Origin of the sequence: Streptomyces sp. NPDC050842, from assembly GCF_044456565.1 — a bacterium.
Classification (GTDB): Bacteria; Actinomycetota; Actinomycetes; order Streptomycetales; family Streptomycetaceae; genus Streptomyces.
This window is the reverse complement of sequence record NZ_JBITGA010000005.1, coordinates 354,306-373,831: the sequence shown is the minus strand read 5'-3', so window position 1 is coordinate 373,831 and position 19,526 is coordinate 354,306. Positions and strand designations below refer to the sequence as shown.

The following is a 19,526-nucleotide window of genomic DNA, read 5'->3' as shown; positions in this document are numbered from 1 at the left end:
GCTCGGCTGATCTCCGCCGCTTATGCCGAAGGGCCCGGAACCGTTGTGCGGTTCCGGGCCCTTCGGTGACAGAACGTCAGTGACTAGCGGGCCGCGTCCGGGTGGACCGCGTCCGTGATCGGGCGGTCTTCGGACGGCTTCTCGGCCGTCTTCTCGACCGGCTTGCGGAGCTGGATGTTCAGCTCGCGCAGGCGGGACTCGTCCAGCTCCGTCGGGGCGCCCATCAGGAGGTCCTGGGCGTTGCCGTTGAGCGGGAAGGCGATCGTCTCGCGGATGTTGGGCTCGTCCGCGAGGAGCATGACGATGCGGTCGACGCCGGGGGCGATGCCGCCGTGCGGCGGGGCGCCGTACTCGAAGGCGCGGAGCATGCCCGCGAACTCGTGCTCGACCGTCTCGCGCGAGTAGCCCGCGATCTCGAAGGCCTTGAACATGATCTCGGGCTCGTGGTTCCGGATCGCGCCCGAGGACAGCTCGATGCCGTTGCAGACGATGTCGTACTGCCAGCCGAGGACGTCCAGCGGGTCCTGGGTCTCCAGGGCCTCGATGCCGCCCTGCGGCATGGAGAACGGGTTGTGCGAGAAGTCGATCTTGCCGGTCTCCTCGTCCCGCTCGTACATCGGGAAGTCGACGATCCACGCGAAGCGGAAGACGTTCTCCTCGAACTGGCCGGCGCGCTTGGCGGCCTCGACCCGGACCGGGCCCATGATCTTGGAGACCTCGTCGAACTCGCCCGCGCCGAAGAAGATCGCGTGGCCCGGCTCCAGGCCGAGGCGCTCGGTGAGGACCTTGATGTTCTCCTCGGTGAGGAACTTGGCGATGGGGCCCGTGAGGGCGTTGCCCTCGCCTACGCGGACCCAGGCCAGGCCCTTCGCGCCGAGGGAGACCGCGAAGTCGCCGAGCGCGTCGAAGAACTTGCGCGGCTGGTCGCCCGTGTTCGGGACGGCGAGCGCGCGGACGTGCTTGCCGGCGAAGGCCTTGAACTCCGACGCCTCGAAGACGTCGGAGATGTCGACGAGCTCCAGGGCCGTGCGCAGGTCCGGCTTGTCGTTGCCGTACTTCAGCATCGACTCGCGGAACGGGATCCGCGGGAAGGGGGAGGTCACGTGGCGGCCGCCGCCGAACTCCTCGAAGATCTCCGTCATCAGCTTCTCGATCGGCTGGAAGACGTCTTCCTGCTCGACGAAGCTCATCTCGACGTCGAGCTGGTAGAACTCGCCCGGCGAGCGGTCCGCGCGGGCGTCCTCGTCGCGGAAGCAGGGCGCGATCTGGAAGTAGCGGTCGAAGCCGGAGATCATCAGCAGCTGCTTGAACTGCTGCGGCGCCTGCGGCAGCGCGTAGAACTTGCCCGGGTTCAGACGGGACGGGACGACGAAGTCGCGGGCGCCCTCGGGGGAGGTCGCGGCGAGGATCGGGGTCGCCATCTCGTTGAAGCCGAGGGCCACCATCTTGGAGCGGATGGAGGCGATGACGGCGGAGCGCAGCATGATGTTGCGGTGCATGCGCTCGCGGCGCAGGTCGAGGAAGCGGTACTCCAGACGCCGCTCCTCGTTCACGCCGTCGTCGGTGTTGACCGTGAACGGGATCTGCTTGGCCGCGCCCAGGACCTCGACCGTGGCGGCCTCGATCTCGATCTCGCCGGTGCCGAGCTCCGGGTTGACGTTGTCCGCGCCACGCGAGACGACCTTGCCGTCGACGCGGACGACGGTCTCCTTCGTCAGCTTGTCGAGGACCTCGGCCGCGGCGGTGCCGGGGCGGGCGACGAGCTGCGTGATGCCGTAGTGGTCGCGCAGATCGATGAAGAGGATGCCGCCCAGGTCGCGCCGATTGTGCAGCCAGCCGCTCAGCCGGACGTCGGTGCCGACGTCAGAGGCGCGGAGCTCGCCGCAGGTGTGGGACCTGTACCGATGCATCGTCGTTCATCCAGTCTTCGATATCGGGATCTTCGGGATCTTGGGGTGGGTCGCCGCGCGCCCGCACTTACGGGACGCAAGTCACAGGACACGCAGACAGACGCACCCAGGGTACCGGCCGCCCCATGATCCCTTTTCGAATACTCTCAGTGGCGACCTGCTGTCCGATATTCATAAAGTGGGGCAATGCGCACCGAGGACGTCCTGGCCGCGATCGCGACCGGCCTGTGGCGCTGGGACAACGCGTCCGGGATCGTCTCGCTCGACGCCGAGGCGGCCCGGCTGCTCGGGCTGCCCGCCGAGTCGGTGCGGCTCACCGAGGCGGCCGTACGCTCGCGATTTCACCCGGTCGACTGGAACGAGATCGACGGCGTCGTCAATCTGGCCGTCGCCGAGGGCACCCTCGCCGAGGCCCGGCTGCGGATCATGGACGAGCACGGCCGGGTGATCCGTACCGTACGGAGCAGGTCCAAGCCCCTCATCGAGGGCAACGACTACCAGCTCGTCGGCACCCTCCAGGAAGTCGCCGAGCAGCAGCCCGGCACCGCCGCGCACACCCCGATCACCGGCGACTGGCGCCGCTCCCGCGAGGCCTTCCTCCTCGACGCCGGACGGGCCCTCGCCGAAGCCCGCTCGACCGCCGAGGTGCTGCGCGTGGCGGCCTCCCTGTCGATGCCCGGCTTCTCGCCCGACGGGCTCGCCGTCTTCGGCGTGGCCGGCGACCGGCTGACCGTCATCGGCCACCACGGGCACAGCCAGGGCGACGAAGGTCCGTTCTCGTCGATGGCGCTCGACACCGACTACCCGGCCGCGGAGGTCGTACGGACCGGGCGGGCGATCTACCTGCCGACACCCGACGAGTACCTGCGCCGCTACCCCACCACCTGGCCGCTCGCCCAGCGCTTCGGCCGCCGCTCCTGGGCGTTCGTGCCGCTCGTCGTCGCCGGGCGCACGATGGGCGCCTGGATGGCCGCCTTCAAGCACCCCGTCGCCTTCACCCCCGACGAACGCTCGGTGCTCACGACGGTCGCGCGGATGCTCGCGCAGGCCCTCGCGCGCGCCGGGGTGGCCGAGTCGGAGCGGGAGCTGTCGCTCGGGCTCCAGCGGACGATGATGCCGGTCCTCGGCCCCGGCATCCCCGGCATCCAGGTCGCCGCCCGGTACGTGCCGACCGGCGGCGGGCTCCAGGTCGGCGGCGACTGGTACGACATGATCCGGCTGCCCGGCGGCACCACCCGCGCCGGCGGGCACGGCGCCGGGCGCATCGCGCTCGTCATCGGCGACGTCCAGGGCCACGACGTGCGGGCCGCGGGCCTCATGGGGCAGCTGCGGATCGCCCTGCGCGCGTACGCCTCCGAGGGCCACCGGCCGGACGCGGTGCTCTCGCGCGCCTCGCGCTTCCTGTACGGGATCACGGACGGCGACGACGGGGAGAACGTCGGCCCGCGCTTCGCGACCTGCCTCTACCTGGAGGTCGACCTGGAGACGGGCACGGTCGACATCGCGCGCGCCGGCCATCCGGACCCGGCGGTACGGATGAACGACGGAACGGTTCTCCTCAGGCCCACGGCCGGCGGTCTGCCGCTCGGCATCGACCCCGACACCGACTACCCCACGACCCGGCTCACCCTGGAGCCCGGCGAGACCCTGATGATCTGCACCGACGGCCTCCTGGAGACCGGCGGGCACGACCTGGACACCGGCTGGGAGCGGGTCAAGGAGCTCCTGGAGTCCCACGACGGCGAGGACCTGGAACAGCTCGCCGACACCCTCGTCGAGGCCGTCCACGGCCCCGGCTCGCACCACACGACGGGGCCGCTCGCCGACCGCCGCGAGGACGACATCGCGGTCCTGCTGCTCTCCCGCCGGCCCGCGGGCGCGCTGCCGGAGGCCCCGCGCCGCACCCTGATGACGATCGCCCAGGCGGAGCCGGAGCGGATCGCCGAGGCGCGCGAGCAGCTGCGCCAGCTGCTGCACGACTGGACGGACGAGGACCAGCTCGACTCGGCGGTCCTGATGGTCTCCGAGATGGTCACCAACGTCCTCGTCCACACGGACGGCGACGCGCTCCTGGTCGCCGAGGTCGCCTGCGACGAGAAGGCGCGGCGGCTGCGCGTCGAGGTCTCCGACCAGAGCGACGAGCTGCCGCACAAGCGGCACCCGGGCGAGATGGCGTCGAGCGGCCGCGGCCTGCTCCTGATGGAGATGCTGGCGGACGCGTGGGGCTTCGACCCGCGGGGCGAGGGCAAGTCGATCTGGTTCGAGCTGAACGAGACACCGTCGGGGAACGGCTGCTGCGGGTAGGGCGTAGGCCGGGGGGCGAAGGCCGGGTGGGGCGTAGGCCGGGTGAGGCGTAGGCCGGGTGAGGGTTGGGCCTTGCCTCGTGCCGCCCCGCCGCCCGCCGCCCGCCGCACGGCTCCTCGTACGGCGCGCTCGACCCCCTCGTACGGCGCGCGCGGCCGCCTCGTACGGCGCAGACTGGTGTCGTACGGCCGCCGGGGGGACCACGGAGCGTGCCATGGACATCCACAAGGTCGGCAGCGACACCACCGTCCTGGCCGACAGCCTCGAAGCCCCCGGGGTCGGCCACATCCCCGCCAACGCCTTCGTCCTGACCGCCGCGGAACCGGTCGTCGTCGACACCGGCCTCTCCGTCGAGGACCGCGACTTCGTCGCGTCGCTCGGCGAGGTCATGGACCCGGCCGACGTGCGCTGGATCTGGCTCACGCACCCCGACCGCGACCACACGGGCGGGATCTTCGACCTGCTCGACGCGGCCCCGGACGCGCGCGTGGTCACGACCTTCATCGGCTTCGGCATCATGATGACCGAGCGGGCGCTGCCCATGGACCGGGTGTACTTCCTCAACCCGGGCCAGTCCCTCGACGTCGGCGACCGCACCCTGCACGCCTTCCGGCCGCCGCTCTTCGACAACCCCGCGACCGTCGGCTTCTACGACGACAGGACCCGGATCTGCTTCAGCTCGGACTGCTTCGGCGGCCCGATGCCGACCGCCGAGATCGCGGAGAGCGGGCACGCGAGCGACCTGAAGCCGGAGGACCTGCGGCGGACGCAGCTGCTGTGGGCGTCGATCGACAGCCCGTGGGTGCACATCGTGGACCCGGAGAAGTACCGGGCGACGATCGCGCCGCTGCGGGAGATGAACCCGGAGATCGTGCTGTGCACGCATCTGCCGCCGGCCGTGCGGATGACCGACCGGATGCTGGAGACGCTCGCGATGGCCCCGGACTCCGACCCGTTCGTGGGGCCCGACCAGGCGGCCCTTGTGCAGATGCTGGCCTCGTTCGAGCCGGGCGGGATGGCGACCGCTTAGGGAAGCTAGGGAACCTCGGGAGCTTCGGGAGCTTCGGGAGCTTCGGGAGCTTCGGGAACCTCGGGATCTTCGGACTCGCGGGGCGACCCGTACCGCGCACGCAGCTCGCCCAGGACGCCCGTCGCCGCCGCGGTCAGCGGTACGGCGAGCAGCATGCCCAGGATGCCCGCGACGGACGCGCCCGCCGTGATCGCCAGCATGACCGCGGCCGGGTGCATCTGCACGGTCTTGCTCTGGACGAAGGGCTGGAGGACGTTCCCCTCCAGGACCTGGACGGCGAGGACGATGCCGAGCACCCACAGCGCGATGACGAAGCCCCGGTCGGCGAGGGCGACGAGGACGGCGACGGCGCCGGAGAGGAAGGCGCCGAGGTACGGGATGTAGGCGGTGACGAAGACGAGCGCGGCGAGCCCCACCGCACCGGGCACGTCGAGGACGAGCAGTCCGACGCCGATGATGACGGCGTCGACGAGGGCGACGAAGGTCGTCCCCCGCATGTACCCCTCGACGGCCCCGAAGGCCCGCCGGGCCATGGCCTCGACGGTGTCGCCGGTGGCGCGGGGGGCGAGGGCGCGCAGGGCGCCGGCGGCCCGGTCGGAGTCCTTCAGGAAGAAGAAGATCAGGAGCAGGGCGAGGACGGCGGTGGCCATCATCTGGGCGACGACGCTGAGCCCGCTGATCACCCCGGAGGCGGCGGTCCCGCCGAACTGCTTGAGGAGGCCCTCGGCGTTCTTGGCGAGGTCGTCGAGGGAGGTGCCGGCGGCGCCGAGGTGCTCCGCGATGTCGGCGGCGGCCTGGCGCAGCGAGGAGATGATCTGGTCGCCGGTGTCGATGAGCGCGAGGACGACGATGTACGTGGCGCCGCCGACGACCGTGAGGACGGCGACGACGGTGAGCGCGGCGGCGAGCGACTTCCGCACCTTCATGCGGAGGAGCCGCTTGTAGAACGGCCTGAGGAGGGCGGTGCCGAGCATCGCGAGGAGCACGGGGGTGACGGCCGTCTGGAACACGACGCACAGCCAGATGCCGACGGCGGCGACCCCCGCGGCGAGCAGCAGGACCACGCACCACGCGGCGAAACGACGGGCGGGTTCGGGGAGGAGCGCTCGGGTCGTCTGCACCCGTCCACCGGACCACGCCCGTCGGCGTGTCGTCGCGTGCTGACGGCCGTACGGGTGACGGCCCGTCACCAGCGGTTCGACACCGGTGACGTACGGTCTCCTACCGGCCGTTCGCCGCTACTCGCCGATCCCGTGGACCGCCGGGATCGTGCCGAGCCGGCCCGCCTGGAAGTCCTCGAAGGCCTGGCGGAGTTCGGCCTGGGTGTTCATGACGAACGGGCCGTAGTGCGCCATGGGCTCGCGGATCGGCTGCCCGCCGAGGAGGACGACCTCCAGGTCCGGCGTGTGGCCGTCCTGCTTCTCGTCCGCGCGGACGGTGAGCGTGCCGCCCTTGCCGAAGACGGCGGTCTGGCCCATGTGGACGGGCCGGCGTTCGGCGCCGACGGTGCCGCGGCCGGCGAGGACGTACGCGAGGCCGTTGAAGTCCTCGCGCCACGGCAGGCTGATCTCGGCGCCCGGCCGCAGGGTGGCGTGGATCATCGTGATCGGGGTGTGGGTGATGCCGGGGCCCTCGTGGCCGTCGAGCTCGCCCGCGATGACGCGGAGCAGCGCGCCGCCGTCGGGGGAGGTGAGCAGCTGGACCTGGCGGCCGCGGATGTCCTGGTAGCGCGGGGCCATCATCTTGTCGGCCGCGGGCAGGTTCACCCAGAGCTGGAGGCCGTGGAAGAGTCCGCCGCTGACGACGAGGGACTCCGGCGGGGCCTCGATATGGAGCAGACCTTGACCTGCGGTCATCCACTGGGTGTCGCCGTCGGTGATGGTGCCGCCGCCGCCGTTGGAGTCCTGGTGGTCGAAGGTCCCGTCGATGATGTAGGTGACGGTCTCGAAGCCTCGGTGGGGGTGCCAGGGCGTGCCCTTGGGCTCGCCGGGGGCGTACTCCACCTCGCCCATCTGGTCCATCATGATGAACGGGTCGAGGTACTGGTAGTTGATCCCGGCGAACGCGCGGCGCACCGGGAAACCCTCGCCCTCGAAGCCGGACGGGGCCGTGGTGACGGCGAGCACGGGGCGGGAGACGGCGTCGGCCGGGGCGGCGACGCGCGGCAGGGTGAGCGGGTTCTCGACAGTCACAGCGGGCATGACCGGACCTCCTAGGTGCGACCTTGTACGTCCACTTTAGTTGAACGCTGAACTTTCTGCCACCCGGAACGCGGAACGCCCGGGAGGAATTCCTCCCGGGCGCCCCATGGGGTCAAGAATCGGTCAGCCGTACATCCGGCGCATCGCGTAGTCGACCATCTGCTCCACGGCCTTCGCGTCGAAGACCATGCGGTGGTCGCCCTCCATGTCGAGGACGAAGCCGTAGCCGGTCGGCAGCAGGTCGATCACCTCGGCGCCGGTGATGACGAAGTACTTCGACTCCTTGCCCGCGTACCGCCGCAGCTCCTTGAGCGTGGTGAACATCGGGATCACCGGCTGCTGGGTGTTGTGCAGGGCCAGGAAGCCGGGGTTGTCGCCGCGCGGGCAGTAGACCTTCGAGGTCGCGAAGATCTGCTGGAAGTCCTCGGGGGCGAGGGTGCCGGTCGTGAAGGCGCGTACGGCGTCGGCAAGAGACGGAGGCGAGGGCTCCGGATAGAGCGGAGGCTGCTGCGCGTAGCCCTGCTGCGGCGGGGCGTACTGCTGCTGGGCACCCGGATTCGGGTCGTAGCCGTACATGGGCCCTGAGCCTACTGCGTCACAGATGGCCCGGAAGGGGTTGCTCTTATTACCGGTGGGTAGCATCATCGGAGAGAGCGTGTTGCTACTCGCTGGTACGTGTACGAGGAACCTGCCTCCCCGAGCCTTTACGGAGCCGTCGCCATGGGGCACTACAAGTCGAATCTCCGCGACATCGAGTTCAACCTCTTCGAGGTGCTCGGCCGCGACAAGGTGTACGGCACCGGTCCGTTCGAGGAGATGGACGTCGAGACCGCCAAGAGCATCCTCGACGAGATCCGCCGCCTCGCCGAGAACGAGCTCGCGGAGTCCTTCGCCGACGCCGACCGCAACCCGCCGGTCTTCGACCCGGAGACCAACACCGCCCCCGTACCGGCCTCCTTCAAGAAGTCCTACAAGGCCTTCATGGACTCGGAGTACTGGCGCCTCGGCATCCCCGAGGGCATCGGCGGCACCACCGCCCCGCGCTCCCTCGTCTGGGCCTACGCGGAGCTCCTCCTCGGCTCGAACCCGGCCATCTGGATGTACTCCTCCGGCCCGGCGTTCGCCGGCGTCCTCTACAACGAGGGCAACGAGGCGCAGAAGAAGGTCGCCCAGATCGCGGTCGAGAAGCGCTGGGGCTCCACCATGGTCCTCACCGAGCCCGACGCCGGCTCGGACGTCGGCGCCGGCCGCACCAAGGCCGTCCAGCAGGAGGACGGCTCCTGGCACATCGAGGGCGTGAAGCGCTTCATCACCTCCGGTGAGCACGACATGGAGGAGAACATCCTCCACTACGTCCTCGCCCGCCCCGAGGGTGCGGGACCCGGCACCAAGGGCCTCTCCCTCTTCCTCGTCCCGAAGTACGAGTTCGACTGGGAGACCGGCGAGCTCGGCGCCCGCAACGGCGTCTACGCCACCAACGTCGAGCACAAGATGGGCCTCAAGGCCTCCAACACGTGCGAGATGACCTTCGGCGACCAGCACCCCGCCAAGGGCTGGCTCATCGGCGACAAGCACGAGGGCATCCGCCAGATGTTCCTCATCATCGAGTTCGCCCGCATGATGGTCGGCACGAAGGCGATCTCCACCCTCTCCACGGGCTACCTCAACGCCCTGGAGTACGCCAAGGAGCGCGTCCAGGGCACCGACCTGGCCAACTTCATGGACAAGGCCGCGCCCAAGGTCACCATCACGCACCACCCCGACGTCCGCCGCTCGCTGATGACGCAGAAGGCGTACGCGGAGGGCATGCGCACCCTCGTCCTCTACACGGCCTCCGTGCAGGACGAGATCGCGCTCAAGGAAGCGGCCGGCGAGGACGTCAAGGCGCTGCACGGCCTCAACGACCTGCTGCTCCCGATCGTCAAGGGCTACGGCTCCGAGAAGGGCTACGAGCAGCTCGCGCAGTCGCTCCAGACCTTCGGCGGCTCCGGCTTCCTGCAGGAGTACCCGATCGAGCAGTACATCCGGGACGCCAAGATCGACACCCTCTACGAGGGCACCACGGCCATCCAGGGCCAGGACTTCTTCTTCCGCAAGATCGTCCGTGACCAGGGCGCCGCCCTGAACACGCTCTCCGAGGAGATCAAGAAGTTCCTCGCGGTCGGCACCGGCGGCGAGGAGCTGGCCGGCGCCCGCGACGCGCTCGCCAAGGCCGCCGTCGACCTCGAAGGCATCGTCGGCACGATGATCACCGACCTCACCGCCACCGGCGAGGACGTCAAGAACATCTACAAGGTCGGCCTCAACACCACCCGCCTGCTGCTCGCCTCCGGCGACGTCGTCGTCGGCTACCTGCTCCTCAAGGGCGCCGCTGTCGCCGCCGAGAAGCTGGCCGCCGGCGCCACGGGCAAGGACGTCGCCTTCTACCAGGGCAAGATCGCGGCCGCGAAGTTCTTCGCCGCGAACGTCCTGCCGGGCGTCTCCGCCGAGCGCGCGCTCGCCGAGGCGATCGACTCCTCGGTGATGGACCTGGACGAGGCCGCGTTCTAAGGAACGCCACCACGTCCTGCCGGCACGGCCCGTCCCCGGGGAGGGGGGCGGGCCGTGCCGTTTTTCTTTGGGGCTCGGTTCGCCTCCGGGGCGCTCCAGCCGGGCTCACGGCCCCGACCGTGCTCGACCCCTCCTCCGTCGGGGCCTCCGCGCGCTCGGGACCGTTCCCCCGGCCGCGCCCCTTCGACTCACTCGCCGGGCCCATGTGGGCGCCGGTACCCACCGGCCCCTCAGGAGCCGTGCTGCGTAAGGTGGGGCCCATGAGCAGCGCAGCTTCCCGCCCCACGGCCGGCCCCTTCGACCGCGGTCACACCGATGACCTCATGTCCTTCCTGACGGCCTCCCCGTCGGCGTACCACGCGGTGGCGAGCGCCGCCTCACGCCTGGAGAAGGCCGGCTTCCGGCGCGTCGAGGAGACCGCCGAGTGGGACGGGACGAGCGGCGGGAAGTACGTGATCCGCGGCGGCGCGATCATCGCCTGGTACGTGCCGGAGGGCGCCGCCGCCCACACCCCGTACCGGATCGTCGGCGCCCACACCGACTCCCCCAACCTGCGCGTCAAGCCCCGCCCCGACATGGGCGCCCAGGGCTGGCGTCAGGTCGCCGTCGAGATCTACGGCGGGACGCTCCTCAACACCTGGCTCGACCGCGACCTCGGCCTCGCCGGCCGCCTCACCCTCCGCGACGGCAGCCACCACCTCGTCAACGTGGACCGGCCGCTGCTGCGCGTCCCGCAGCTCGCCATCCACCTCGACCGCGGCGCCAACGACGGCCTCAAGCTGGAGCGTCAGCGCCACATGCAGCCCATCTGGGGCATCGGCAAGGTCCACGAGGGCGACCTGATCTCCTTCGTCGCCGCCGAGGCCGGCGTCGACGCCGAGGACGTCACCGGCTGGGACCTCATGGTCCACCCCGTCGAGGCGCCCGCCTACCTGGGCCGCGACCGCGAGCTCCTCGCCGGACCGCGCATGGACAACCTCCTGTCCGTCCACGCCGCCGTCGCCGCGCTCGCCTCCCTCGCGGGCCGCGACGACCTCCCGTACATCCCGGTCCTCGCCGCCTTCGACCACGAGGAGAACGGCTCCGAGGCCGACACCGGCGCCCAGGGCCCGCTGCTCGGCAACGTCCTGGAGCGCTCGGTCTACGCCCGCGGCGGCGCCTACGAGGACCGGGCCCGCGCCTTCGCCGGCACCGTCTGCCTCTCCTCCGACACGGGCCACGCCGTCCACCCCAACTACGCGGAGCGCCACGACCCGACGCACCACCCGCGCGTCAACGGCGGCCCGATCCTCAAGGTGAACGTCAACCAGCGGTACGCCACCGACGGCAGCGGCCGGGCCGTCTTCGCCGCCGCCTGCGAGAAGGCGGGCGTGCCCTGGCAGTCGTTCGTCTCCAACAACGACATGCCCTGCGGCACGACGATCGGCCCGATCACCGCCGCCCGCCACGGCATCAAGACCGTCGACATCGGCGTCGCGATCCTCTCGATGCACAGCGCCCGCGAACTCTGCGGCGCCGACGACCCGTACCTCCTCGCGAACGCGCTGGTCGCCTTCCTGGAGGGCTGAACTCCCCACACCCCCAGGGGCGTTCGTCTGCTCCCGGTGCCGCACGCACCGGGAGCGGTACCTTTTTCGGGACGAAGTTGCGGGTTCGAGAGGTCGAGTGACTCTCCCTCTTCCCACCCCCGTCCATAACTCAGTAAGTTACTGAGTTATGGACCTCACAATTATCAAGCACGCCGTCGAGGCCGACGATGGCGCCAAGCGACTCAGCATGCGCTTCATCAAGAAGTACGCGGCCCGGGATAGGATCCGGCTGAGCAGCGAACTATGCGAGCAGATCAGTGCAGAGCTTGACAAACTCGACCTAGTCACACTTCCTCGCACTCTTCCGACATCAGAGAACGAGTATGTATGGATCATCCAGAAGAGCGACGTCCTGGGTGAAGTCGTCTATGTCGCCACAGTTCTCGCAAATCTTGAGAAGCTCGGCGCGAACCCCATTCCGAAGCTGTTCGACAACTACCCGCAGGCTAAGGCGGGGTTGATCTGACGGCGCACAACCGGAAGCTCTTCGCCCGCATGTGGAGATCTCCAGCAGCCCTCCATGCCGGAGCGTCGCCCTCCACGCCCTCCCATCAGGCCTTGATCGCCGAACCTCGTACAGGCGAGCGACTCACGAGGAATCTCAACTCCAGTTATGCCGTTGAGTTTTACGTTTGCGGCTGACATGGTCGAAGTGTGACCACCAGCTGAACTGACATGTGCGCAGTGCGAGTTGGCCACACCTACTGCCACTACGTCAGACCTGGAGTCCTCATGAACAGCGCAGGCCACCGGGGTTCCCCCCACCTCGCGGCGTATGACTCGCCCTTGGGCAGCCACGACCACAAGCCGGGGGGCACCCCGGCGAACGACCCGACGAAGCGGGCGAACGACGGGCTGCTGCAGCCGCCCCACGACGAGCCGCCCTGGCGAGCCCTCTACCTCGGCGGCTCCCGCGGCCGGTCGGGTCGGACGATGTCCGCCTTGGAGATCCCTCTCCCGGAGCTGATCTCGTTCAACGACGGGATCAGCATGCACCTCAAGGAGATGAAGAGGCCCCGGCCGACCCGGCACCTGAGCCACCGGTACACCACGGCCGCGGGCTTCTTCGACCTTCTCAACGCCCTCTCCCCGGCCGCGGCGACCGTCTTCCACACCGGTAAGGCGCACATCGACCGCGCGATCGGCGCCGCCCTGGACTGGCTGGTTCACCACCGCGTCACGGATGGGGGAGTGACGCTTGCGCTGATCCGCACGAGCTGCGGGCTGGTCTGGTACCACCTCGCACCGAAGGGAGCGGCTCCTCTCTCGCCGGACTCGCCGCTGCTCACGAGGCTTCCCTGCCCCCAGCCCGAGGCGCGTCTTCCCCTCGTCCTCGCACAGCACCACACGTGGGCCAGCCACCAGTTCCGCACTCGCGGGACCGACACCGCCGACCCCCGTCTGCCCGCGCTGCCGCCGCCCGGTGCGGCCCACCCGATCATCCTGTCGCCCTGAACCGCTCCTTGGGGGTGCCGAGTTCACACCACTCGGCACCCCCCGGGGGTATGCCTCGCCATCCCGTCCCATCACCGCGGAGGTCCATCACCGTGTCCACCGGCATGCCCACCCCCCTCTCCCTCGAAGTCCCTTGGGGAGGAGAGACGATCCAGGTCTCCAACATCGGCCGTCAGCTCCCCCAGGAACCCACCGCGGAGCAGGTAAGCCTCGTCACCGAGGCCGCGCGGAGCAATCCGGGAGTGCGCCTTCCGGACGCGGCTCTGGCGGCGATAGCCCGTACCACAACGCGGCCGGATGCCTTGGCCGTACAGCTCCGCCCCACCACCGAGGACCCCTCCGGCGTGCTTCTGGTCGAGAACGTGGAGGGAGCGACCCTGCACTCGGCCGTGACCCGGGTGTTGACGAGCGAACTGTTCCCCGGCCCCCAGCCCCGTACGGGCATGGAGGTCATGGAGGTGCCAGACCCGCAGGTCCACGGCCTCACCCATGACGGTCGGCCCAGCGCCATCGTCCAGTACCGCTACAAGGACCTCACGCACCTGCGGAACCACGTGTGGCAGACCATCCACGCCACCCTCTCGATCAACTCCTACGCCACATCCATCCTGACCCGGTCGGTGACCCGCAACCTGATCGCCCACCCCGTGGAGATCACCTTCGAGGACGACACCGAGTCGTTCCACGTGCTCGCCGTGAGGGACGGCATCACGCGGCTCGCGAGTGCCTGGGCCGTCCTCGCCGGACCCGGCGCCGACGCTGGAGAGGCCGCCGCCCTCGCCCGAGACGCCCTGCTCGGCGATATCTCCGGCAGCCTCTCCAGTGGCTCTGACCTGGGACGACAGCTCTCCGAGGCCCGGGAGAACTGGCGCGGAGAGCTCCGCAAGGAGTTCGACGAGGAGGCCGGCAGCCTGGCGCCCGGCCCGCGCACCGCGCAGATCTTCCAGTCCTACGTCGTCCCGGCCCAGATCGCCGTCGGCATCGACGGCCACGCGGGCCGCCTCCTGTCCCCGGAGGACCTCTTCGACGACGCCATCCGTTCCGTACTCGCCTCCATCCACGTCGAGTTCAAGCAGTGGGACGCGGCAGCCCAGAACGTGGAGGTCATCACCCGGGCACTCAAGCGGGTCATCCAGACCGGGGACCCGCGCTGGAGCACGGCCCAGCTCCAGGACGTGTACGGCCTCGCCGTCGGGCGCATCGGCGTGGACACACTCCCCGAGCTGTTCGGCGCCGACACCGCACCTCCGGCCACCGCGCTGTGGCGCGCCGTGTACCTCGTGAGCGCGTTGACCCAGCCCGACCTCCTCGACGTGCTGAAGGACCAGGCCAAGGCCATCAAGGGCGGCCAGCGCATGAGCGTGAAGGGCTTCGGTGAACTCCTCGGACCCGTGATCGACCTGCCGTGGCGCTCCCAGAAGAAGCTCGTCACCAAGCAGGCGCGCAACGCGTGGAACAACGGTGGTGTGCTGACCAGCGCCGTCACCGACGAGTGGACCCCCCAGCCCACGACCGACTTCACCACGCTGGTGGAACCCGCCATGCGGGGCGACGTCGACGCCCGCTGCACCCTGGCCGTCGCGGGTGGGGTGGCGCTCATCGCGGACAAGCTCCTGACGCGGAACGTGGGTTCGTCGCTCGGCGTTGCCAAGGAGAAGGGAGGAGTCCCGTTCCGCTCCGACGTGCACCGCGTCATCGAGGGGCTCTCGCGGCAGGACAACGAACTGGGCCTCTGGACCCTGGCGACGGTCGCCAACACGTTCCGGAGTGACGACCTCCCGCAGAACTCGGTCACCAAGCGGAGTCTGATCGGAAAGGAGACGACCGGCTCCACCAGCACGCCCTACATCTATTTCCGGGTCGACCTGGAGGCCGAGGACAAGATCGCCCGGACCCGCGAGGGCGTGCCGGAGATGCTCTACGAATGGGACGTCGTGGCGGCGTCCGACCCCGGTCGCGCGCCGAAGCCCGCCCTGCCCTTCGACACTCCGCCGGCCGGGCCGGAGACCGCGTCGGACCGGGAGGAGGACACCGGAATCCGGGTCAGCGCACCGGACTCGGAGTCCGGAACGTACGAGGACGCCTTCCTGCCCTACGAAGAGGTTCCGGCACCACGGACGGAGGAATCCGCTCTCCTTCCTCCCAGCCAGCGCGCGGCCGAGCACCGCAAGCACCTCCGCCTCCATGTCCAGGCGGCCCGGGACTCCCTGGACCACCTGCTCTACCTGGAGCCGGAGATCGGCGCGCACACCCCCCTCGTGCCGCTGGCCCTCCTCGACGACCTGCACAAACTGCTGCTGGGCATGCAGACCGACATGGAGAACCTGCGCCGGAAGATCACCGACGACCAGCACCAGGACGATGATCCGGAAGGCTCGGAGGACTCGGAGGACCTCCTGTCCTGATCTGCGGCGTCCCTGGACGGCCGTGGCCGGACACGGCCGTCCACGCGAAACATCCGGGAAAGCCCCCGCCCGGCAGCCTCGTCCTCATGCACCGTCACGAGGGCCCGTCCCGGGGGAAGTTCGTCACCGGTATCACCGCCGCCGTCGCGCTCGCCGCGGCGGCGGCGGGCGTCGTCATCGCCCGGTACGACGACCGGCCGCCGTGGGGCACGGACATCGCGTACGAGGGCGGCTACATCCTGGCCTCCCGCATCCGCGGGTACGACGTCGACGGCTCGCGCACGAAGGCGCTGCTCGCCGGGGAGTGCGCGCTCATGGAGCGGCAAGGGATGGGCGGCGAACGGGCCGTCCACGACCCGGCGGCGTGGGTGGCCGGGTGCCTGGACGGGGCTGCGGGGCGCCCGTCCAGGAACCAGGGGATCGTGCGTTAGGCGTCCATGCCCGCGAGGATCAGGGGGAGGCGGGCCGTGCCCGTATCCGTGATCTTCACCGGGACGCCCCAGTCCTGCTGATGGACGTGGCAGGCCGGGTATTCGTTGGCGGGGTCGTCGTCGCAGGACGCGGCCATCGCGGAGACGTGCAGGACGCCTTCGGTCAGCTCCGGGTTGAGGTCGAGCTCCCGGAAGAGGTCCGTGCCCGTGCCCTCGCCGCCGAGCAGCAGCTCCGGCGGGGTCGAGGAGACCAGGAGCCGCGTCGACGGGCCGTAGCGGTCGTCGAGCTTCTGGCCCGTCGGGGCCTGGAAGACGACATCCAGGCGGAGGCGGCCGGGGGCGACCTCCGTCGCCTCGCGCTTGGTGCGGTGGGCGACCGACTCGACCTGGACGGCCTCCTCGGGCAGCCGGAGCCGCGTCAGCCGGTGCCGGGCGGACTCGACGACCACGATGTCGCCGTCGACGAGCACGGCGCCGCTCGGCTCGCGCAGATCGGTGGCGAGCGTCGTCACCTCGCCCGTCGCCGGGTCGAAGCGGCGCAGGGCGTGGTTGTACGTGTCGCTGATCGCGACCGAGCCGTCGGGGAGGGCGGTCACGCCCAGCGGGTGCTGGAGCAGGGCCTGGCCGGCGGCGCCGTCGCGGTGGCCGAAGTCGAAGAGCCCGGTGCCGACGGCCGTGTGCACGACTCCTTCGGTGTCGATCCAGCGCACGGAGCTGGTCTCGGAGTCGGCGATCCACAGCCGGTCCCCGGTGGCGGCGAGCCCGGACGGCTGCGCGAACCAGGCCTCGGCGGCGGGGCCGTCGACGAGTCCCTCGTTCGTCGTCCCGGCGGCGACCTCGACGGTCCCGCTCTCGGGGTCGTACGTCCAGATCTGGTGGACGCCGGCCATGGCGATCCACACCTTGCCCTGCCACCAGGCGACGTCCCACGGCGAGGACAGGTCGACCTCCAGGGCCGGCCCGGACGTGGGCGACCCCTGCCACCACTGCTTTCCGGTGCCGGCGACGAGCTCGATCGCCCCGCTCTCCGGGTCGAACACGCGCAGGGCGTGGTTCACGGTGTCGGCGACGACGACCTTGCCGTCGGGCAGCAGCGCGAGGCCCTGCGGCTCCCGGAACACCCCTTCGCCGATCCGCCGCACGACGGTCTCCCCGTCCGCCGCGAGCTCGACGAGCTGGTGTCGGGTGGTGTCGGAGACGAGGAGGTTCCCGGACGGCAGCAGGACCGCCTTGCCGGGGAACCGCAGATCGGTGGCGACGGGCTCCGGCGCCACGTACGGCCCGTCCCCGCGCCGCAGCGTCCCCTTGGCCTCGTGCTCGGCCTCCAGCTCCTCGACGAGCGTCCGGATCGCGTTGGCGTGCCCCTCACCGGCGTGCTGGGCGACGACGTACCCCTCGGGGTCGATCACGACGAGCGTCGGCCAGGCCCGGACGGCGTACTGCTTCCAGGTCGCGAGCTCCGGGTCGTCGAGCACGGGGTGATGCACCTCGTACCGCTCGACGGCATCGACGACGGCCTGGTGCTCGGCCTCGTGCACGAACTTCGGCGAGTGCACACCGACGATGACCAGCGTGTCCCGGTGCTTCTCCTCCAGGTCACGCAGCTCGTCGAGGACATGCAGGCAGTTCACGCAGCAAAAGGTCCAAAAATCAACAATAACGCACTTACCTCGTAGGTCGGCGAGGGTGAGCTCCTTGCCTCCGGTGTTGAGCCAGCCACCCTTGCCGATCAGCTCGGGGGCACGGACACGGGCACGTCGGCGGGGCTCGGGCGCGGGGGTATGCGCCGGGGCGACATCGTTCATGCTTCAAGCTTGCCATCCGGCCGTGAACGCCGGATCACGCCTGTACGGCGTCGCCTGCCCAATGGATCCGAATGCGCTGCTCCGGAACGATCCTCTGCCCGCGCGCCCCCTTGCTCACCTCAACACGGTCCATGGCGAGCGACAGCCGTTCGCGCCGGGCCTCGTCCGTCGTGTCGGTCCACGCCTCGCGCAGGGTGACGCCATCAAGCATCGGCGACACGTCCACGGACGGCACGGGGAGCTTGCGGAGTTCCGTGCGAAGCCCCTCGATGCGCCCCTTCAGGCGCTCCGAGAGCCGGGCGTAGCGCTCCACGGCTGAGGTTCCGCTGAACTCGCCACGTACGTAGCGCGCGTCCTCCAGATCAGCCAGGCGGGCTTCCTGATCCTGGATCTCGCCCGTGAGCGCATCGCGTTTCGCGAAGGTCTCCGGGTCCGCACGGCGCACCCAGCGATCCGCGATCGCGGCGAGCAGAGGATCGTCCGGTTCAAGGGACGGGAGCTTGGTAAGGAATTGTTCGGTCACGTACCGGTCGACCGTCCCGGCCAGCGCCGACGCTCCGACGCATTGGTTGCCCGCGCGCCGCGCCATGCACTGGTAGCTGCCGCCCACACAGTGCATCCGGCGACCACAGCCAGGAACTGCGCAGTAGACAAGTCCTGTGAGAAGGGCCGTCCCCGCGGGCTTCGGGCGGCGCTTTCCCGCATGGACGAACGTTCTCGATTCCAACGTGCGGATGATCCGTTCACGCTCTCCAACCGTGATAATCCCCTCGCCGATCCCGACCATTTCGAGTGTCTCGGGGTCGCGGTACGGAAAGACCCTGCCCGTGTACTTCCGCTCACCGTCGTCCGTCTCGACGGTCTCGGTCTCCGGCATCAGGCCGGCGAACGCCGGGGATCGCAGGAGCTGCATGATGCTGGCCGCATTCCACTGCCCACCCCTGGGCGACGGGATGTCGTGCTCATTGAGAAGTCGGGCGATCTTGACCAGCGATGTTCCGGCGAGCGCTTCGTCCGCGATCAGACGGGCATAGACAGCGCACTCCGGGTCGTGGGTGAGCTTCTTCGTCTTCGTGTCGACGAGCAGTCCGTAAGGAGGCTGTCCGCCGATCCACTGCCCCTTGCTGCGCAGGTAGCGCTTGGCATGGCCGACGCGCGCGCCGAGATTCTTCGATTCGGACCGGGCGAGCTCGGCGAGCATCGCGACAGCCACGCGCGTCGAGTCGTTCGAGGTGTCGAGACGGTCCAGGACAGAGACGAGGCGGCCACCGGCCTTCTCAATGTCGTCCAGCACCTTGCCGACCTGGCCGATCCCCTTGCGGGACAGCCGGTCCAGTTTCCAGACGATGAGCGTGCCGACAACTCCCGCAGCGACTGCCGCCAGCGCGGCGTCGAAGCCCTTGCGCTCAACGGTCTTGTAGCCAGAACGCCCTCTATCCATATGGACCTTGCGGACAGTCAGGCCGTTGCGTTCGGCCCAGGCACGGCAGTCGGCTTCCTGCCGTTCGATTGCGGTCTTGCCGTCCCGGTCGAGGGACAGACGGAGGTACAGGTCACAGATCGTCTTCTGATGCACACATTCAGCGTGTCCACGCAGCCGGGACTCTCTTGCCTTTCTCGAGCAATAGGGGACAGAAGCGTTTTTCTCGTGATATCGGCAGGGTGCCGTACGAGTGGAAAGTGGGGGCCGGGCGGGGCGGGGAGGCGTGTCTTGGGCGGGGACGGTGGGGTGGGGTTGGCGAGCATGGCCCCCATGACGCACGTGGGCAGATCATCGGATTATTACCGCCATCGGGTGAGAGGCGGACTGCTGGTGGGGCTGCTCGTCCTGCCCAGCTTGGCTCTG

Annotated in this window: 14 protein-coding genes; 8 read left to right on the top strand and 6 right to left on the bottom strand. The window is 69.9% G+C overall.

Going from position 1 to position 19,526, the window contains the following annotated elements:
* Positions 1 to 83: 83 nt before the first annotated feature.
* Complete coding sequence (aspS, locus tag ACIBG6_RS18670) at positions 84 to 1,910, bottom strand: aspartate--tRNA ligase (protein ID WP_399223665.1); 1,827 nt, start codon at positions 1,908 to 1,910, stop codon at positions 84 to 86.
* A gap of 186 nt (positions 1,911 to 2,096) precedes the next feature.
* On the opposite strand from aspS, the gene ACIBG6_RS18665 reads away from it, so the two are divergent.
* Positions 2,097 to 4,214: a SpoIIE family protein phosphatase gene (locus ACIBG6_RS18665; RefSeq protein ID WP_399223664.1), complete on the top strand. Its 2,118-nt coding sequence runs from the start codon at positions 2,097 to 2,099 to the stop codon at positions 4,212 to 4,214.
* A gap of 214 nt (positions 4,215 to 4,428) precedes the next feature.
* Positions 4,429 to 5,244 (top strand): MBL fold metallo-hydrolase, encoded by an 816-nt coding sequence (locus ACIBG6_RS18660; RefSeq protein ID WP_399223663.1) that lies wholly within the window; start codon positions 4,429 to 4,431, stop codon positions 5,242 to 5,244.
* Between the two features lie 5 nt (positions 5,245 to 5,249).
* Here ACIBG6_RS18660 and ACIBG6_RS18655 read toward each other — a convergent pair whose 3' ends face one another.
* The 3 genes from ACIBG6_RS18655 to ACIBG6_RS18645 form a co-directional block, all read right to left on the bottom strand.
* Positions 5,250 to 6,365, bottom strand: a complete 1,116-nt coding sequence (locus ACIBG6_RS18655) for an AI-2E family transporter (protein ID WP_399223662.1) — start codon at positions 6,363 to 6,365, stop codon at positions 5,250 to 5,252.
* Positions 6,366 to 6,482: 117 nt separating this feature from the next.
* Positions 6,483 to 7,445, bottom strand: coding sequence for a pirin family protein (locus ACIBG6_RS18650; protein WP_399223661.1), 963 nt, complete (start codon positions 7,443 to 7,445; stop codon positions 6,483 to 6,485).
* 123 nt (positions 7,446 to 7,568) lie between these two features.
* Positions 7,569 to 8,021, bottom strand: a complete 453-nt coding sequence (locus ACIBG6_RS18645) for an SseB family protein (protein WP_399223660.1) — start codon at positions 8,019 to 8,021, stop codon at positions 7,569 to 7,571.
* A 144-nt stretch (positions 8,022 to 8,165) separates the two neighbouring features.
* Between ACIBG6_RS18645 and ACIBG6_RS18640 the strand changes: the two genes are divergently transcribed.
* The 6 genes from ACIBG6_RS18640 (at position 8,166) to ACIBG6_RS18615 (ending at position 15,875) form a co-directional block, all read left to right on the top strand.
* On the top strand, positions 8,166 to 9,995 hold the full coding sequence (locus tag ACIBG6_RS18640) for an acyl-CoA dehydrogenase (protein WP_329622419.1): 1,830 nt from the start codon (positions 8,166 to 8,168) through the stop codon (positions 9,993 to 9,995).
* Positions 9,996 to 10,255: 260 nt separating this feature from the next.
* The gene (locus ACIBG6_RS18635) at positions 10,256 to 11,563 is read left to right on the top strand and encodes a M18 family aminopeptidase (protein WP_399223659.1); all 1,308 of its coding nucleotides are present in this window, start codon (positions 10,256 to 10,258) and stop codon (positions 11,561 to 11,563) included.
* 148 nt (positions 11,564 to 11,711) lie between these two features.
* Positions 11,712 to 12,050, top strand: coding sequence for a hypothetical protein (locus tag ACIBG6_RS18630; RefSeq protein ID WP_399223658.1), 339 nt, complete (start codon positions 11,712 to 11,714; stop codon positions 12,048 to 12,050).
* Between the two features lie 266 nt (positions 12,051 to 12,316).
* Positions 12,317 to 13,039 carry a hypothetical protein gene (locus ACIBG6_RS18625; protein WP_399223657.1) on the top strand — a complete coding sequence of 241 codons (723 nt, stop codon included), beginning with the start codon at positions 12,317 to 12,319 and terminating at the stop codon, positions 13,037 to 13,039.
* Positions 13,040 to 13,143: 104 nt separating this feature from the next.
* Complete coding sequence (locus tag ACIBG6_RS18620; RefSeq protein WP_399223656.1) at positions 13,144 to 15,444, top strand: hypothetical protein; 2,301 nt, start codon at positions 13,144 to 13,146, stop codon at positions 15,442 to 15,444.
* 86 nt (positions 15,445 to 15,530) lie between these two features.
* Positions 15,531 to 15,875 carry a hypothetical protein gene (locus ACIBG6_RS18615; protein WP_399223655.1) on the top strand — a complete coding sequence of 115 codons (345 nt, stop codon included), beginning with the start codon at positions 15,531 to 15,533 and terminating at the stop codon, positions 15,873 to 15,875.
* Here the strand turns inward: ACIBG6_RS18615 and ACIBG6_RS18610 are convergent.
* Together ACIBG6_RS18610 and ACIBG6_RS18605 are read right to left on the bottom strand one after the other, a co-directional pair.
* The gene (locus ACIBG6_RS18610) at positions 15,872 to 17,680 is read right to left on the bottom strand and encodes an NHL domain-containing thioredoxin family protein (RefSeq protein WP_399223654.1); all 1,809 of its coding nucleotides are present in this window, start codon (positions 17,678 to 17,680) and stop codon (positions 15,872 to 15,874) included. The genes ACIBG6_RS18615 and ACIBG6_RS18610 overlap by 4 nt on opposite strands.
* 34 nt (positions 17,681 to 17,714) lie before the next feature.
* Entirely contained in the window at positions 17,715 to 19,256 is a 1,542-nt protein-coding gene (locus tag ACIBG6_RS18605) for a recombinase family protein (RefSeq protein ID WP_399223653.1), read from the bottom strand.
* Between the last annotated feature and the right edge of the window lie 270 nt (positions 19,257 to 19,526).

Bases quoted from the DNA above. Each gene is read 5' to 3' on its own strand.
- ACIBG6_RS18660 (WP_399223663.1), top strand. From the start codon at position 4,429: ATGGACATCCACAAGGTCGGCAGCGACACCACCGTCCTGGCCGACAGC.
- ACIBG6_RS18610 (WP_399223654.1), bottom strand. From the start codon at position 17,680: ATGAACGATGTCGCCCCGGCGCATACCCCCGCGCCCGAGCCCCGCCGA.
- ACIBG6_RS18625 (WP_399223657.1), top strand. From the start codon at position 12,317: ATGAACAGCGCAGGCCACCGGGGTTCCCCCCACCTCGCGGCGTATGAC.
- ACIBG6_RS18635 (WP_399223659.1), top strand. From the start codon at position 10,256: ATGAGCAGCGCAGCTTCCCGCCCCACGGCCGGCCCCTTCGACCGCGGT.
- aspS (WP_399223665.1), bottom strand. From the start codon at position 1,910: ATGCATCGGTACAGGTCCCACACCTGCGGCGAGCTCCGCGCCTCTGAC.
- ACIBG6_RS18615 (WP_399223655.1), top strand. From the start codon at position 15,531: ATGCACCGTCACGAGGGCCCGTCCCGGGGGAAGTTCGTCACCGGTATC.
- ACIBG6_RS18640 (WP_329622419.1), top strand. From the start codon at position 8,166: ATGGGGCACTACAAGTCGAATCTCCGCGACATCGAGTTCAACCTCTTC.
- ACIBG6_RS18620 (WP_399223656.1), top strand. From the start codon at position 13,144: ATGCCCACCCCCCTCTCCCTCGAAGTCCCTTGGGGAGGAGAGACGATC.
- ACIBG6_RS18645 (WP_399223660.1), bottom strand. From the start codon at position 8,021: ATGTACGGCTACGACCCGAATCCGGGTGCCCAGCAGCAGTACGCCCCG.
- ACIBG6_RS18650 (WP_399223661.1), bottom strand. From the start codon at position 7,445: ATGCCCGCTGTGACTGTCGAGAACCCGCTCACCCTGCCGCGCGTCGCC.
- ACIBG6_RS18665 (WP_399223664.1), top strand. From the start codon at position 2,097: ATGCGCACCGAGGACGTCCTGGCCGCGATCGCGACCGGCCTGTGGCGC.
- ACIBG6_RS18630 (WP_399223658.1), top strand. From the start codon at position 11,712: ATGGACCTCACAATTATCAAGCACGCCGTCGAGGCCGACGATGGCGCC.